The 16,205-nt window shown below is 36.3% G+C and carries 19 protein-coding genes and 1 rRNA gene; 19 read left to right on the top strand and 1 reads right to left on the bottom strand.

What is annotated here, in order from left to right; all coding sequences use genetic code 11:
- The 11 genes from rrf to rsmI all read left to right on the top strand — a co-directional run.
- Positions 1-90, top strand: a 5S ribosomal RNA gene (rrf, locus tag ACIP9W_RS21440); the annotation flags it as partial.
- Between the two features lie 479 nt (positions 91-569).
- The gene (locus ACIP9W_RS21445; RefSeq protein ID WP_400793194.1) at positions 570-1,991 is read left to right on the top strand and encodes an aminotransferase class I/II-fold pyridoxal phosphate-dependent enzyme; all 1,422 of its coding nucleotides are present in this window, start codon (positions 570-572) and stop codon (positions 1,989-1,991) included.
- Positions 1,992-1,993: 2 nt separating this feature from the next.
- Positions 1,994-2,635, top strand: coding sequence for a dTMP kinase (gene tmk, locus ACIP9W_RS21450; protein ID WP_400793196.1), 642 nt, complete (start codon positions 1,994-1,996; stop codon positions 2,633-2,635).
- Positions 2,636-2,681: 46 nt separating this feature from the next.
- Positions 2,682-3,011 (top strand): cyclic-di-AMP receptor, encoded by a 330-nt coding sequence (locus tag ACIP9W_RS21455; RefSeq protein ID WP_093276576.1) that lies wholly within the window; start codon positions 2,682-2,684, stop codon positions 3,009-3,011.
- Positions 3,012-3,035: 24 nt separating this feature from the next.
- On the top strand, positions 3,036-3,476 hold the full coding sequence (locus ACIP9W_RS21460) for a YaaR family protein (RefSeq protein ID WP_400793198.1): 441 nt from the start codon (positions 3,036-3,038) through the stop codon (positions 3,474-3,476).
- A gap of 196 nt (positions 3,477-3,672) precedes the next feature.
- Positions 3,673-4,680 (top strand): DNA polymerase III subunit delta', encoded by a 1,008-nt coding sequence (holB, locus tag ACIP9W_RS21465; RefSeq protein ID WP_400793200.1) that lies wholly within the window; start codon positions 3,673-3,675, stop codon positions 4,678-4,680.
- On the top strand, positions 4,673-5,503 hold the full coding sequence (locus ACIP9W_RS21470) for a PSP1 domain-containing protein (RefSeq protein WP_142540901.1): 831 nt from the start codon (positions 4,673-4,675) through the stop codon (positions 5,501-5,503). The genes holB and ACIP9W_RS21470 overlap by 8 nt, the downstream gene beginning before the upstream one ends.
- A gap of 9 nt (positions 5,504-5,512) precedes the next feature.
- Entirely contained in the window at positions 5,513-5,869 is a 357-nt protein-coding gene (gene yabA / locus ACIP9W_RS21475) for a DNA replication initiation control protein YabA (RefSeq protein ID WP_400793202.1), read from the top strand.
- Positions 5,870-6,032: 163 nt separating this feature from the next.
- The gene (locus ACIP9W_RS21480) at positions 6,033-6,779 is read left to right on the top strand and encodes a tRNA1(Val) (adenine(37)-N6)-methyltransferase (protein WP_282240941.1); all 747 of its coding nucleotides are present in this window, start codon (positions 6,033-6,035) and stop codon (positions 6,777-6,779) included.
- Entirely contained in the window at positions 6,766-7,059 is a 294-nt protein-coding gene (locus ACIP9W_RS21485; RefSeq protein ID WP_400793204.1) for a GIY-YIG nuclease family protein, read from the top strand. The genes ACIP9W_RS21480 and ACIP9W_RS21485 overlap by 14 nt, the downstream gene beginning before the upstream one ends.
- Positions 7,031-7,906, top strand: a complete 876-nt coding sequence (gene rsmI, locus ACIP9W_RS21490) for a 16S rRNA (cytidine(1402)-2'-O)-methyltransferase (RefSeq protein ID WP_400793256.1) — start codon at positions 7,031-7,033, stop codon at positions 7,904-7,906. Before ACIP9W_RS21485 ends, rsmI begins: the two co-directional genes overlap by 29 nt.
- A gap of 42 nt (positions 7,907-7,948) precedes the next feature.
- Here the strand turns inward: rsmI and ACIP9W_RS21495 are convergent, their stop codons facing one another.
- The gene (locus ACIP9W_RS21495) at positions 7,949-8,224 is read right to left on the bottom strand and encodes a transition state genes transcriptional regulator AbrB (RefSeq protein WP_142540905.1); all 276 of its coding nucleotides are present in this window, start codon (positions 8,222-8,224) and stop codon (positions 7,949-7,951) included.
- 348 nt (positions 8,225-8,572) lie between these two features.
- Here ACIP9W_RS21495 and metG point away from each other — a divergent pair, with 348 nt between their 5' ends.
- From metG to ispE, 8 genes are all read left to right on the top strand, one after another.
- On the top strand, positions 8,573-10,525 hold the full coding sequence (metG, locus tag ACIP9W_RS21500; protein ID WP_400793206.1) for a methionine--tRNA ligase: 1,953 nt from the start codon (positions 8,573-8,575) through the stop codon (positions 10,523-10,525).
- 215 nt (positions 10,526-10,740) lie between these two features.
- Positions 10,741-11,520 carry a TatD family hydrolase gene (locus tag ACIP9W_RS21505; RefSeq protein ID WP_400793208.1) on the top strand — a complete coding sequence of 260 codons (780 nt, stop codon included), beginning with the start codon at positions 10,741-10,743 and terminating at the stop codon, positions 11,518-11,520.
- A 123-nt stretch (positions 11,521-11,643) separates the two neighbouring features.
- Entirely contained in the window at positions 11,644-12,846 is a 1,203-nt protein-coding gene (locus ACIP9W_RS21510; protein ID WP_282240945.1) for a resuscitation-promoting factor, read from the top strand.
- An 84-nt stretch (positions 12,847-12,930) separates the two neighbouring features.
- Positions 12,931-13,491: a ribonuclease M5 gene (gene rnmV / locus ACIP9W_RS21515; RefSeq protein ID WP_400793210.1), complete on the top strand. Its 561-nt coding sequence runs from the start codon at positions 12,931-12,933 to the stop codon at positions 13,489-13,491.
- 3 nt (positions 13,492-13,494) lie between these two features.
- A complete protein-coding gene (gene rsmA / locus ACIP9W_RS21520; protein WP_400793212.1) occupies positions 13,495-14,373 on the top strand; it encodes a 16S rRNA (adenine(1518)-N(6)/adenine(1519)-N(6))-dimethyltransferase RsmA in 879 nt (292 codons plus the stop codon).
- A 154-nt stretch (positions 14,374-14,527) separates the two neighbouring features.
- Complete coding sequence (veg, locus tag ACIP9W_RS21525; protein WP_053591096.1) at positions 14,528-14,791, top strand: biofilm formation stimulator Veg; 264 nt, start codon at positions 14,528-14,530, stop codon at positions 14,789-14,791.
- A gap of 127 nt (positions 14,792-14,918) precedes the next feature.
- Positions 14,919-15,092: a small, acid-soluble spore protein, alpha/beta type gene (locus tag ACIP9W_RS21530; RefSeq protein ID WP_093276510.1), complete on the top strand. Its 174-nt coding sequence runs from the start codon at positions 14,919-14,921 to the stop codon at positions 15,090-15,092.
- Positions 15,093-15,313: 221 nt separating this feature from the next.
- On the top strand, positions 15,314-16,180 hold the full coding sequence (gene ispE, locus ACIP9W_RS21535) for a 4-(cytidine 5'-diphospho)-2-C-methyl-D-erythritol kinase (protein WP_400793215.1): 867 nt from the start codon (positions 15,314-15,316) through the stop codon (positions 16,178-16,180).
- The last annotated feature ends 25 nt before the right edge of the window (positions 16,181-16,205 follow it).

Consider the following 16,205-nt stretch of genomic DNA (forward strand, 5'->3'; position numbering starts at 1 on the left):
ACCCGTTCCCATACCGAACACGGAAGTTAAGCTCTTTTGCGCCGATGGTAGTTGGGGGTTTCCCCCTGTGAGAGTAGGACGTCGCTGGGCAAATATAAAAAGTCGTTACCGATTTATTCGGTAGCGACTTTTTTGTTGATTAGGAAACTATAGAAGCTAGAAATAGGATAGTTTAATGATATGCCTTATGAATTAGTTGCTTTCCTAGATAATTTAGTTGCTTTCCAAATAGAATTGATTGCTTTCGATGACTGATTGATTGCCCTTCGCCATTACATGGATAATAGTGCAGTGAGATACTTCACTTTGTAGGACAATATGTCTTAAAGTTTTGGAAAATGCCATACTTGACTTTAGCTAGAAACGGATACTAAGATTTATGAGCACAAGAGATATCTATATGATTTTCGCGGTCTGTTGCGAAAAACATAGTGGACACTTCATTCTACTTGCTAAGATGCACTATTCCTATAATGTGCGATTATATAAGACAGAGAGAAACATAAAAAAGCTCAATTCATGTATAATGAAGGAAGAGAATCAGTAGGGATATTGTGAGGTAGTATAACATGCAGGAAAAACGACCGTTAGTCGAGGCATTAGAGAAATTTCATAGTCAAAGAAATATTTCTTTTCATGTACCTGGACATAAGAACGGACTTTTATCAAACTTGCCAAAAGCAATGCAAGAAACTATGCGGTATGACTTGACCGAGCTAAGTGGGTTAGATGACTATCATTATCCAGAAGAAGCAATTAAAGAAGCCGAACGACTACTTTCAGTTACATATGAAACACAGAAAAGCTTCTTTTTAGTAAATGGAACAACGGTAGGAAACTTGGCAATGATCTATGCTACTTGTCAGTTTGGAGAGCAAATTATTGTACAAAGAAATGCTCATAAGTCAATTTTTCATGCGATTGAATTAGTCGGTGCGGAGCCTATCTTTGTAACTCCAGAATGGGATGAGCGAACGAAAACCGCCTCTTATGTTCCATTGGATGTAATTAATAAGGCAATACAACTGTATCCAATGGCTAGAGCTGTTGTACTCACCTATCCTAGCTATTATGGTGTTGCCTCTTCTGAATTAAAGGATATTATCGACTTGTGTCACACGAATAGTATACCGGTATTAGTGGATGAAGCTCACGGGGCTCACTTCCAAGTTAATAAGCAATTTCCGAAGTCTGCATTAATGTATGGAGCAGATATAGTTGTTCAATCAGCACATAAAACATTACCAGCGTTGACTATGGGCTCTTTTTTACATTTTAATTCGAAGTTAGTTGAGGAAAATGCCATAAATAAGTATTTAAGAATGCTACAATCTAGCAGTCCATCCTATCTCATACTAGCTTCGCTGGATGATGCAAGAAGCTACGTGGAAAGATACAATGAGATAGATTATAAAAACTTCATGAATAGAAGAAAGTTATTTGTTCATGCACTGGAGACTATTCCTCATCTGCAGGTATTACAAGTAGACGACCCACTAAAACTGTTAATACGAGTTGACAATTATGCTGGTTTTCAAATACAAAAAGCTTTTGAAGCACAGAATATATATGTAGAATTAGCCGATACACATCAGGTATTATTAATTTTGCCTTTATTAAAAGGAGAGCATGAATATCCTTTTGCAGATATTAGAAAGCGTATAAAGCACGCAGTAGATGAATTACGAAAAGAAGTACCAAATAGTCCAAGTGAAGGCCATCTAATTATTCAGAAGCCCCTTTCTACATTGCAAATGAGTGTAGGTGTATTAAGTGAAAAGCAAGGAGAATGGATTCCATATACGCGTTCCATCGGAAGAATAGCAAAAGCAATGGTAATTCCCTACCCACCAGGAATACCCTTATTAATACCAGGAGAGAAAATTACGATCTCGATGCTCACGGAATTGGAAGAATGGTTAGAAAAAGGTGCGGTATTTCAAGGTGAACATCGACTAACAGAAAAGTTAATATATGTAGTGGAGGATTAAGTGTGCAAAAAAGAGGGTATTTTATAACTAGTGAAGGTCCTGAGGGAGCCGGAAAAACTACAGTAATGAATTTACTGGGAGATAAATTAAAAGAAGAAGGTTACGACGTTGTGATGACAAGAGAGCCTGGTGGAATTATGATTTCTGAAAAGATTAGAAACATAATTTTAGATAACGAGCATATAATGATGGAGAGTCGTACGGAAGCTTTACTATATGCGGCAGCCCGCAGACAGCATTTAGTTGAAAAGGTACAGCCTGCTATTGATGCAGGGAAGATAGTTATATGCGATCGTTTTATAGATAGTTCACTTGCTTACCAAGGTTTTGCAAGAGGCATCGGTGTACAAGAAATACTAGCTATCAATAAGTTTGCAATTGGTGATACAATGCCGGATAAAACGATTCTATTCGATATTGAACCTAGTGTGGGACTTGCCAGAATCAATGCACATAAAAATCGTGAAAAAAATCGGTTAGATGCAGAAAGTTTAATGTTCCATGAAAAAGTTAGAGAAGGTTATTTATCGTTAGTTGATCAGTATCCAGAACGAATTGAAGTGATTGATGCTTCTCGCTCTGTGGAAACAGTTTTAGAAGATGTATATAAAGTAATAAAAATCCAATTAGAAATAATTAGATAATTCGTGTTATAATAAAAAGAAGAAAATACAAAAGGAGTGAGTATCGATGAAATTGATAGTAGCGGTAGTACAGGATCAGGATAGTAATCGATTATCCAATGCTTTAACAAAAGCAAAATTTAGAGCGACAAAGCTGGCAAGTACAGGTGGTTTTTTACGATCTGGAAACACTACCTTTTTAATCGGTACCGATGACTCATTAGTGGCTTCAGCTTTAGAATTGATTAGAGATAATTGTCGAGCACGAGAGCAAATGGTTGCACCTGTATCTCCAATGGGAGGAAATGCAGATTCATATATTCCCTACCCTGTAGAGGTTGAAGTTGGAGGAGCTACAGTATTTGTTCTACCGATTGAACAATTCCATCATTTTTAATAATGAGGGAAGGGGTAGAAAAGATTGAAGATAAATCAAGATTTACGAGTAGGCTTAGATAAAGTAAGAAAAGACTCTATCCAGAATGGCCCACGATCTGCAAACTTTGGACAAATGGTTACTAAGCATGAACAAAGAATGCAAACAGAAACAATAACTAAACTGTTAGGAGATATTTCAACGGCAGGAGATCGTCTTGCACGATCAAGAAATTTACGTGATATGGCAAAGTTTAAAATGCTAATTCGAAAGTTTCTACAAGAAGCGGTAGATTTTGGAATGGGGTTAAAACAATCTCATACATGGAATCGTTTTGGTGAAGGTAGAAAGTTAAAGATTGTGGAAACAATTGATGAGAAATTAGTGGAACTAGCTGAAGAGATTTTAGACCAAGAGAAAAGCTCCATTGATCTTTTAGACAAAATCGGAGAAATAAAAGGTCTACTTATTAACCTTTACACGTAAACTCCCGTGTTTTCGCCAATCGCGAGACACGGGAGTTTTTAAGAGAGAAAAGAATTTATATATAATTGTTAATCTAGCATGTTAGTAGCCTCCTATCATTGTAGCTCTCTATTAATCAATTTTCGCCTGTGAAAAGCTAAAACAAAAAAACAAACTGCACATAGTCAAAAGGAATTGAATAAAAGAAGGTGACAACATGAACAACTGGTCGTTTGAAGCAGTAGATAAATTACAACCAGTCGCTATAAAGCAAATACAATCACTTATTCAGAAAAAACGCGTAGGACATGCATATATCATAGAGGGTGCAAAAGGTACTGGAAAAGTAAAGGTGCTGCAATTTTTTGTACAGCTCATATTATGTGAAAACCCTACAGAAAATGTTCCATGTGAAACATGTCGAAGCTGTAAGAGATTAAAATCAAATAATCACCTAAACTTTAAAGAGCTTGAACCAGACGGACAATTTATAAAAAGAGGTCAAATAGATGATTTAATTCAAGAAATGAGTAAAACTGCAATTGAAACTGGTCGTAAAATATATGTTATCCATCATGCAGATCAATTGAATGCGAGTGCTGCCAATACATTATTAAAATTTTTAGAAGAGCCGCAAAGTGAAATAACGGCAATACTTTTAACTGATAGAATGCATGCACTAATACCAACTATTCGTTCTAGATGTCAGCATATAAGTTTAGCCGCCATGCCCCAATCCGTTCTGAAGCAAAGACTTGTGGAAGAGGGAATAACTGATTCTATGGCTTCTACTGTTTGTCGAATGACAAATCAAGTGGAAGAAGCGATTGTCCTAGCAAAGGACGAGCACTTTGGACTTGCAAGGAAATCAGTGTTAAAATTAGTTGAAGCAAGTGGAAAAAGTGTTCAAGATGCATTGATGTGTATTCATGAAGATTTTGGGCCATTGCTTAAAGAAAAGGAACAAGCAGAGCAAGCATTAGATTTACTACTATTCGCTTATCGTGATATAGTAGCTATAAAAGCAAGTAACGTCGCAGTCTGTACTTATCCGGATATGATCCCTTATTGGAATCAGGTTGCCCTACATACAACGTATGAGCAATTATCCAAGCAATTAGAAATAATTTTACATGCAAAACAAAATTTGCATAAGAACATGAACCGGACACTGATGATGGAGCAGTTAATGCTGAACTTGCAGGAGGTATTTACTTTTGTATAAAGTTGTAGGAGTTCGCTTTAAAAAAGCGGGTAAAATATATTATTTTGATCCAGTAGATTTTGCGCTAGAGAAAGACGACTATGTGATAGTAGAAACTGCTAGGGGAGTCGAGTACGGTAAGGTTGTCGTACCGATTAAGCAAGTAGGAGAGCATGATGTTGTACTTCCTTTAAAACAGGTAGTAAGACCTTCTACGGAAAAGGATCGTATTCAAGTAGAAGAAAATCGTTTAGAATCTGTACAAGCTTTGGCTTTAGGAACAGAGAAAATTCTAGAAAGAGCTTTAGAGATGAAACTTGTGGATGTTGAATATACATTTGACAGAAACAAAATTATTTTTTATTTTACTGCGGAAGGTCGAGTAGATTTTCGTGATTTAGTAAAGGATTTAGCATCTGTATTTAGAACTCGCATTGAACTTCGACAAATCGGGGTTCGTGATGAAGCGAAAATGCTAGGGGGCATTGGTCCATGTGGACGCATGCTTTGCTGTTCTACATTTTTAGGTGATTTTGAACCAGTATCTATTAAAATGGCAAAAGATCAAAACTTATCGTTGAACCCATCCAAAATATCTGGGCTATGCGGACGTTTAATGTGTTGTTTAAAGTATGAAAATGATGAGTACGAAGAAGCAAGAGAACAAATGCCAGATATTGGTGATAGAATTGAAACGCCAGACGGTTTTGGAAGAGTAGTAAGTATGAATATTTTAGAACGAGTTTTGCGTATTGAGTTAAATGATCCCCAAAGAGTATTAGATTACACGTTAGAAGAAATTATTAGCCATGCGGAAAATCCGGTAGAATGGTCGAGGCAATGAGGTGAATGTGTGATGGACCGAAATTTTTTAGATACAATTATAGAATTTGAAAAACAACTAGAGTCCACGCAGCTGCAATTTCGAGCTTTAAAAGAATTTGTGGCGATAATGGTAGAAGAACAACAAACGCTACAACAAGAGAACAACCATTTAAGGCAGAGACTCGATGAAATGCATGAAAAAGAAGTATTAAATGAGAAAGCTCGAGAAGAAAGATTAAACAAGGCAGACATTGGAGAAGGTCATGACAATTTAGCAAGACTTTATCAAGAAGGCTATCATGTTTGTCATGTTCATTTTGGAAGCTCTCGTAAAGAAGAAGATTGTCTATTTTGCTTATCATTTTTAAATAAACAAAACGTATGATCAATTGACTGATGCCACTCCAAAAGAGGGTGTCAGTCTTTTATTTTGAGGTAAGAAAGTATAAACTTTTTTACTTAGTATCAATCTAGCTCAAGTGCCCTACCCCTCGGGGGGGGGGGGGGAATAGGCGCTTTTGCTTTTCTAATGCTTGGAGGAATTAATGATGGAACAATGGTTAAAGGATGACGAACGGCTCGATTATTTATTGGCAGAGGAATTGCGAATTATTCAAAGTCCTTCTGTTTTCTCATTCTCATTGGATGCTGTTTTATTAGCAAGGTTTACATATGTACCGATTAAAAGAGGAAAAGTTGTAGATTTATGCACGGGAAATGGAGCAATTCCATTATTTTTAAGCGCACGTACGAAAGCAGAAATAATAGGGATTGAATTGCAAGAAAGGCTTGCAGATATGGCCACAAGAAGCGTTGCATACAACAAACTTTCAGAACAAATTACGATTAAGCAAGGCGATGTAAAAGGTATTGCCACACAAATTGGATCGGAAAAATATGATGTTGTCACTTGTAATCCACCTTATTTTCCGGCTCATGAAGCGAGTGAACGGAATTTAAAAGAACATTTAGCGATTGCTAGGCATGAGATTCATCTGACGCTAGAGGAAGCAGTCATTTCTGCAAGTGAATTGTTAAAGCAAGGTGGAAAAGCAGCATTTGTTCATCGACCTGGAAGATTACTTGATATTGTAACTGCGATGAGAGCTAATAGATTAGAGCCTAAACGTATTCGTTTTGTATATCCAAAGGAAGGAAAAGAAGCAAATACATTATTAATAGAAGCAATAAAAGATGGGAAGCCAGATTTAAAAATTTTACCTCCTTTATATGTATATGGAGCAGACGGGCAATATACAGAAGAAGTAAGAGAGATGTTATATGGAAAAGAATGAAAAAATCCATACATTTTATGTTTTGGAATGTAGTGATAGTTCCTATTATGCAGGTTATACGAATGATTTAACCAAAAGAATTACGGTGCATAATGAGGGAAAAGGAGCAAAATATACGAGAGCAAAACGCCCGGTTGTCTGTATATATCATGAAACATTTGAGACGAAAGGTGAGGCATTGCAGGCAGAATATGCTTTTAAACAATTATCGAGGAAGCAAAAGACTCATTATATGGGAGGACCAAAAAATGATGAAATCTCAGAAATCGACGGAGTATGAACAAAGTAGCTGCTTATACTTAGTTGCAACGCCTATCGGCAATCTAGAGGATATGACGATGCGTGCTATTCGCATATTAAAAGAAGTAGATATGATAGCAGCAGAGGATACACGTAATACGAAAAAACTTTGTAATTATTTTGAGATATCGACGCCACTAATGAGTTATCATGACCACAATCAGCAAGCTGGAGGAGAAAAGATTTTAGATCTATTAAGACAGGGAAAACGTATAGCGTTAGTAAGTGATGCTGGACTTCCTTGCATTTCAGATCCTGGAGCAGATATTGCAGCCAAAGCAGTCAGTGAAGGCTTTGCTGTCGTACCGATCCCAGGGGCAAATGCTGCACTAAGTGCGTTAATCGCATCCGGATTATCGACACAACCTTTTTTCTTTTATGGATTTTTAAGTAGAAATAAAAAAGAAAGAAAAGCAGAAATCACGCAGCTTCAAAAAAGACAGGAGACGATTATTTTATACGAATCTCCGCATCGGCTAAAGGAATCGTTAAAAGATATGCAAACAATTATGGAAGGCACTCGTCAAGTTGTATTAGCGAGAGAGCTAACGAAAAAGTTTGAAGAGTTTTTAAGAGGAACAATTGATGATGCGGTAAGTTGGGTAGATCAAAATGAAATTCGTGGTGAATTTTGTATCGTATTAAATGGTAGTGATGAAGCATTTGATGAAATAGAAACTGCATGGTGGGAGAAGCTAAATATAGAAGAACATGTAAACAGTATTATAGAAGAAAAACAATGTACTACAAAAGAGGCTATTAAAGAAGTAGCGATCCAAAGAGGTTTACCAAAAAGAGAGGTTTATCAAAATTATCATGTAGAATAATTAAAAACATCCATATTCTAAAAAAGAATACGGATGTTTATTTTATTTTAAGTTATTTTGAATTTCTTTAATTAGTAATTCTGCACCTTCTGGGCTTAGAATTAATTTACCGCCAACAAGACGAAGGTTGTCATCTGACACTTCACCGGTTACAGCGCAAGTCATGTTTGGCATATATTTTTTTAAGATAATTTTGTCATCATCTACATAAATTTCTAATGCATCCTTTTCTGCAATACCTAATGTACGACGAAGTTCAATCGGAATAACTACGCGTCCTAATTCATCAACTTTACGAACAATACCTGTAGATTTCATTATAAATTTTCTCCTCTCAAGAGTACAAATTTTTCGTCAATATTCGACATAAATCTCTTTCATACATAATATCATACCAAGTAATACCATTTTCGTCAATAATTAAATTAACAAAATACTTGCGTTATATGATAAAAATATGATTATTTAATATATTAATAGATAAATATTTGATTAATAAAATAAAAAATAGTTATTATTTTGAAATATTAACTGTTTTATTTAATAAATTAATCAGGTAAGTACTATTGGATAAATATGCTTTAGATTTATTAATTATTTGAAACAAATACGCCGTTTAGATAGAATAGAATATAAAGTAGATTTTCGCATTGGAGGCATTTTTCATTGAAAGATCAACAAAAAACATTTTACTTAACAACGCCTATTTACTATCCAAGTGGCAAGTTTCATATTGGTACTGCGTACACAACAGTAGCATCCGATGCAATGGCACGTTACAAAAGACTAAGAGGCTATGATGTCAGATTCCTTACAGGAATGGATGAGCATGGTCAAAAAATTCAAGAAAAAGCTCAAGAAGCAGGAATGGAGCCGCAAGCATATGTAAATGAAATTGCAGAAGCTGCAAAAAAAGTGTGGGCTTTAATGGACATTTCATATGATGATTTCATTCAGACAACGGAAGAACGTCATACCAAAACGGTAGAAAAAATATTTCAACGTTTCTTGGACAATGGGGATATTTATAAGGGTGAATACGAAGGTTGGTATTGTACGCCTTGTGAGTCATTCTTTACAGAAAGCCAGTTAGTAGATGGCAACTGTCCGGACTGCGGCAGACCTGTTCATAAAGTAAAAGAAGAGTCATATTTCTTTAATATGAAGAAATACGCAGATCGTCTTTTGACTTATTATGAAGAGAATTTAGAGTTTATTGAACCAGAGTCTCGAAAAAATGAAATGATTAATAACTTCATCAAGCCTGGTTTAGAAGATTTATCTGTTTCCAGAACATCATTCGATTGGGGAATACGAGTACCAGGAGATCCAAAGCATGTAATATACGTATGGGTAGATGCCTTAACGAATTATATTACTTCTCTTGGTTATTTATCGGATGATGATTCGTTATTTAAAAAGTATTGGCCGGCAGATGTACATGTGGTAGGGAAAGATATTGTAAGGTTCCATACAATTTACTGGCCAATTTTCTTAATGGCATTAGATTTACCACTACCTAAAAAGGTATTTGCACATGGATTTATCATGATGAAAGACGGTAAAATGTCTAAATCTAAAGGAAATGTCGTTTATCCGGAAATGTTAGTAGAACGTTACGGTTTAGATGCAACACGTTATTTCTTGTTGCGTGAGCTTCCATTTGGACAAGATGGGGTATTTTCACCCGAATCATTTGTAGAACGTACAAACTTCGACTTAGCAAATGACTTAGGTAATTTGTTAAATAGGTCAGTTTCCATGATCAATAAATACTTCGACGGAAAAATTCCAGCAGCTTTAAGTGAGCCTACAGAATTTGATGCAGCTCTTCAGGAATTCGCTAAAGAAACAATTGAAAAGTACGAAGAGAGCATGGAGAAAATGCAATTTAGTATTGTATTGAGTGAATTATGGGCTTTTATCTCTCGTACTAATAAATACATTGATGAAACACAACCATGGGTACTTGCAAAAGATGAGGCACTTCGCGGTCAGTTGGCAGCTGTAATGACGAACTTAGCAGAAAGTTTACGTCAAATAGCAATATTAATCCAACCATTTATGACGAACAGTCCTAAAGAAATCATAAAACAGCTTGGATTGACAGATGAATATTTGGAATGGGATAAGCTTGGAAACTTCCACGTAATTGGAGATGGAATAGAAGTAATTCAAACGGGAGTGCCAATATTCCCTCGTTTAGATGTTGATGTGGAAGTAGCATATATTCGCGATCAAATGCGCGGGTCTGTGCAAACACCGCAGGAAGATGTGGTAGAGGAAGTTCAATCGGAAGAGATTTCAATCGATGATTTCTTTAAAGTTGATTTGCGAGTTGCTACGGTTATAGAATGCGAACAAATTCCAAAGGCAGATAAACTATTGAAGCTGCAGTTGGATATGGGTTATGAAAAACGTCAAGTTGTTTCAGGAATAGCGAAACACTATAAGCCAGAAGATCTTGTTGGGAAGAAAGTAATTGTAGTGGCTAACTTAAAACCAGTAAAACTTAGAGGAGAACTTTCTCAAGGGATGATTCTTGCTGGCGAAAAAGATGGTTTCTTAACACTAGCAACAGTAGATGAAAAACTTGAAAATGGCGCACAAGTGAAATAATTGATTAAAATAGACCTGTTGCTGAAAAAGTGACAGGTCTTATTTAACTTCGTATCATTTTAACTGAATTAGAAAATCATTTATTATAGAAAAAACGGCTCTGATTCCGAGGGCATTGTGACGAGCTTCCCTTAATAAGCTATATAATTTTCATTGAATACTATTTAAAAATACTATTTTGCCAAGTATTCATGGTAATAAAGGAGGAAAATGGAATGTTTATAGACACACATGTGCACTTAAACGCTGATCAATATGATGAAGATTTACAAGAAGTAATTGATCGTGCCCTGCAAGCAAACGTAAAGAAAATGGTTGTTGTTGGATTTGATCGTAAAACAATCGAACGAGCAATGAAGCTGGTGGAACAATATACATTTATTTATGCGGTAGTTGGTTGGCATCCTGTTGACGCAATCGATTGCACAGATGAGGATCTACAATGGATAGAAGAGCTTGCTGGGCATGAAAAAGTAGTAGGAATCGGTGAAACAGGATTGGATTATTACTGGGATAAATCACCAAAAGAAATTCAACAAACATTATTCCGAAAACAAATTCGTTTAGCTCAAAAGGTAAAATTACCGATTATCATTCATAATCGAGATGCAACAGAAGATGTTGTCCGTATTTTAAAAGAAGAAGATGCCTATTTAACTGGAGGAATCATGCATTGTTTTGGAGGAAGTGTCGAAACAGCGAGACAATGTATCGACATGAATTTCAAAATTTCACTGGGAGGTCCAGTAACTTTTAAAAATGCTAAAAAGCCTAAGGAAGTAGCTACGGAAATTCCTTTAGAACATTTATTGATTGAAACGGATGCACCATATTTGGCACCCCATCCTCATCGAGGAAAAAGAAATGAGCCTGCACTTGTAACTTTAGTTGCGGAAGAAATCGCAAGGTTAAAAGGGCTTCCAATTGAACAAGTAGCAGAAGCAACAACGAATAATGCAGAACAATTTTTCCGCCTTACAGATGAAAGTAGGTAAACATTACCACAAAATTAATACAGCGGGTTTTCGTCATGTTTGAATAGTACAAAAAAATATAAAAAGTTGACAAGATGACGAGTACTCTATATAATCACTCGAGTGAACAAGGAGGCGTTTTTCATGTCAAATAATTCCATGAAAAACCTGTTCTTTCATTCATTGAGGAGCAAGCAAACACTAGTAACTATTGCATCTTTACTATTGTTTCTTGCAGTGGTTTCTTTCGTATTATTCGAAGGAACAAAGAAAACTGTTGCTTTAACAGTCAACGGTGAACAACAAGAGATTTTAACACATGCAAATACAGTCGAAGAACTACTAAAACAACATAACATAGTAGTTGCAAACGAAGACTTTTTAAAACCCTCATTGAACACTTCAATCAAAAATAATATAGCGATTGAGTGGGAGCAGGCTAGACAAATAGAAATTACAGTAGATGGAGAAATTCAAACAATCAACACTACTGAACATTTAGTTTCAGAAATACTCGCAAAAGCAGATGTTCCAATAAACGAACATGATGCTATAACACCTGCTGCGGATGCAGAGGTTGGACCGAATAACAAAATTGCAGTTGAAAAAGCGTTTGAAGTCACGCTTTTAGATGGTAATGAAGAGAAGAAGGTATGGTCCACTTCGACTACGGTCGCTGACTTTTTAAAACAACATAACATTCAATTGAATGAATTCGACCGAGTAGAACGGCAAATGGATGAGAAGGTCATTCCAGATTCCGTTATAAAAGTGGTGCGAGTAGAAAAGGTCACCGATGTAGTTGAGGAAGCTACAAACTTTGCAGTAGAAACGAAAAAAGATGACTCGCTATTAAAAGGGAAAGAAAAAGTAGTGCAAGCGGGCGAAAAAGGAACTGTATCACGTACATATGATGTGATAAAAGAAAACGGGGTAGAAGTATCTCGTAATGTTATCAGTGAAAAAGTGACTAAAGAGCCTACGAAAAAAGTAGTTGCAGTTGGAACAAAAGTAGTGACTGCTAGTGTATCTCGTGGGGCTTCGGATACTAGTGACGGCAAAGAGTTCTATGTAACAGCAACCGCTTATACCGCTTATTGCAATGGTTGCTCTGGTGTTACGACAACTGGGATTAATTTAAAATCTAATCCAGATGTGAAAGTAGTTGCCGTAGATCCTAAAGTAATTCCACTAGGCTCTAAAGTGTGGGTAGAAGGCTATGGCTATGCGGTAGCTGGCGACACTGGTGGTGCCATAAAAGGAAACAAAATTGACTTATTTATGCCTTCCAAATCTAAAGCATATAATTTTGGACGCAAGAAGGTACGTGTAAAAGTGCTTAATTGATGTTGTATAGCTTCCCTTTCGTTGTTAGGGGAAGCTTTTTTGCGTTATGATAAGGAGTAATAAAGTAGAAAAGAGGAAGTACCTTTGCGAATAAAAGAAGTAATTGTTGTAGAAGGTAAGGATGATACAACTGCTGTTAAGCGTGCTGTCGAAGCAGATACGATAGAAACGAACGGATCCGCTATTTCTAAAGAGACACTGATGAAAATACAGCATGCACAAGACAAAAGAGGGGTTATCGTATTTACTGATCCGGATTACCCTGGAAGAAGGATTCGTGCCATTATTGAAGAGCATGTTCCTAATGTGAAGCATGCGTTTTTAACGAAAGAAAAGACCGTTGCCAAAAACGGAAAAGGACTAGGAATCGAACATGCAAAAGATGAAGATATCCGACTTGCTCTGGCAAGTGTTTACACACCTAAGACTGATAAGGATGTAACAGAGGATATCCCTTTAAATATGCTGGTAGAAGGAAAGTTGATTGGCTTTCCAAACTCCAAAGAAAGAAGAACAAGACTCGGAGAGCAATTGAAAATTGGGTACACAAATGGGAAACAATTACAAAAGCGACTTTCCATTTTTCAAATTAGCAAAGAGCAGCTAGCAGAAGCAATTTTACAACTGGATATGGAGGAAAAATAATTTATGCAAAAAGATATAGCTACCCCGGTTCGCACACAAGAGATACTAAAAAAATATGGTTTTTCATTTAAAAAGAGTTTAGGACAAAATTTTTTAATCGATCCGAATATTTTACGGAATATCGTAGCTCATGCTGAACTTACTAAAGATTCTGCAGCGATAGAAATTGGACCAGGAATTGGTGCTTTAACAGAGCATTTAGCAAGAGCGGCAGGAAAAGTAGTCGCTTTTGAAATTGACCAACGACTATTGCCAGTATTAGCAGATACACTATCCCCATACGATAATGTAGAAATTGTCCATTCTGATATATTAGAAGCAGATGTAAAACAAATGTTTGCAGACAAGCTGGAGAACTATAAAGATGTCATGGTAGTTGCAAATTTACCTTACTATGTAACTACACCTATCTTGTTAAAATTGTTAATGGACCGTCTTCCTATCCGAGGAATGGTTGTCATGATGCAAAAAGAAGTAGCAGACCGGATCACTGCGAAACCTGGAACAAAAGCGTACGGGTCTCTTTCTATAGCCATTCAATACTACATGAAAGCAGAAGTGGCTATGATCGTACCGAAAGCGGTTTTTATGCCTCAACCTAATGTGGAATCGGCGGTTATCAAGCTAACACGACATGAAGAACCACCAGTACATGTAATTGATGAAGACTTTTTGTTTCAAGTATCAAGGGGATCATTTGTCCAACGCAGAAAAACGATTATCAATAATCTGCAATCCTCCTTGCCAAATGGTAAACAGAAGAAAGACTTAATTCTACAATCTTTAGAAAAAGTAGGTATTAATCCGACTAGAAGAGGGGAAACTTTAACTATTGAAGAATTTGGACGTTTAGCGGATGAGTTATATCCTCATTTTCATTAATCCTACTTGTTACAATATTAGTAATGTTTATAAACAAAAGTAGTCATTGAATGAAATAAAAACGTTGACAAAGGGTACCTCTGGTTGTTAAAATATTTTGTTTGACAAAAAAATAAATACATGATATAGTAATATTCAGTGAGGTGTAAGCGGAATGCCAAAAACTTTAGCTGATATTAAGAAGTCATTAGATCATCATTTAGGCAAGCGTTTGCAATTAAAAGCAAACGGGGGACGTAAGAAAACAATCGAACGAGCTGGTGTATTAAGAGAAACTTATCACGCCGTATTCGTTATCGACTTGGATCAAGATGAAAATTCTTTTGAACGTGTATCTTATAGTTATGCAGACATTTTGACAGAAGCAGTAGAAATCACTATTTTTGATGAAGCAAATAATTTAATCGTTGTAAAATGAGTAACTAGAACTTTTACATTTTATATTAGAAAAAGCTCTTTCTCTGTTCTTAGGAATGGAAAAAGAGTTTTTTCTGTTTTATGGGGCATACTAAAAAGGCTAGTTGTTAAAAAGGAGGATTCACCACATGGCTAGAAAAGGTATTATGTCTAATGAATTAAAAGAAGAGATAGCAAAAGATCTTGGATTTTATGACGTTGTCAAAACCGAGGGCTGGGGTGGAATAAAATCACGTGATGCAGGTAATATGGTGAAAAGAGCAATTGAAATGGCTGAACAACAAATGAAATCACCAAAGTAAGCGAGATTCTCAAAAACAGAGCAATTAGCAACTAGAAGGGGCAGAGAAATCTGCCTTTTCTTTTTTAAGTCGACATAATGTGGCTTACTTAGAATGCTTCACGAAGCAGTCAGACAGTCGTTGTGAACTTAGAGTGTATCGTGCTAACATAGGCGCTTCCGCTTTTCTTATGTACTATGGTAAAATAGGGAACAATATATGTTGGAAAAGGAGCAGATGGGATGTACTATGTAAAAGCACCTGCCAAAATAAACCTAACCCTTGATGTACTACATAAACGTCCAGACGGGTATCATGAAGTTGAAATGATAATGACGACAGTTGATTTAGCGGACCGTATTGGATTGGAAGTAAGAGAAGATGGAGCTATACATATAATATCGGTCGATCGTTTTGTTCCAAATGATCATCGCAATTTAGCATATCAGGCTGCGAAGATATTAAAAGAAATGTACAATGTGAAGCTTGGTGTATCGATAAAAATCGAAAAGAACATTCCTGTTGCAGCTGGACTAGCTGGTGGAAGTAGTGATGCCGCTGCCACATTAAGAGGATTAAATACGATATGGAATTTAGGGCTTACATTGGACGAGCTTGCTCAGGTAGCTACTAAAATCGGTTCAGATGTTGCCTTTTGTGTTTACGGTGGAACAGCACTTGCAACTGGAAGAGGCGAAAAAATTCAAAAGTTGCCGCCTCCTGCAAATTGCTGGGTCATTCTAGCAAAGCCAACACTTGGAGTTTCAACTGCCGATATTTATGGGAATTTAAAAATAAATGACATAACACATCCAAATACAGAACAAATGATTCAAGCAATCAAGAAAAAGGATTTTGAATTGATGTGTGCATCGGTAGGGAATGTATTAGAAGATGTCACATTGAAACTATATCCAGAAGTAGCAGTATTAAAAGAGCAGATGCAAAAGTTTGGTGCAGATGCCGTATTGATGAGTGGTAGTGGTCCAACCGTATTCGGGCTAGTAAATCAGGAATCGAGAGTACAAAGAGTATATAACGGACTTCGTGGTTTTTGTGATGAAGTATACGCTGTTCGATTAATCGGAGACAGAGACGCACTTGCTTAAATACGGATGTTTGTGTTAAGTTTTT

Source organism: Psychrobacillus sp. NPDC093180, assembly GCF_044754065.1.
GTDB lineage: Bacteria > Bacillota > Bacilli > Bacillales_A > Planococcaceae > Psychrobacillus.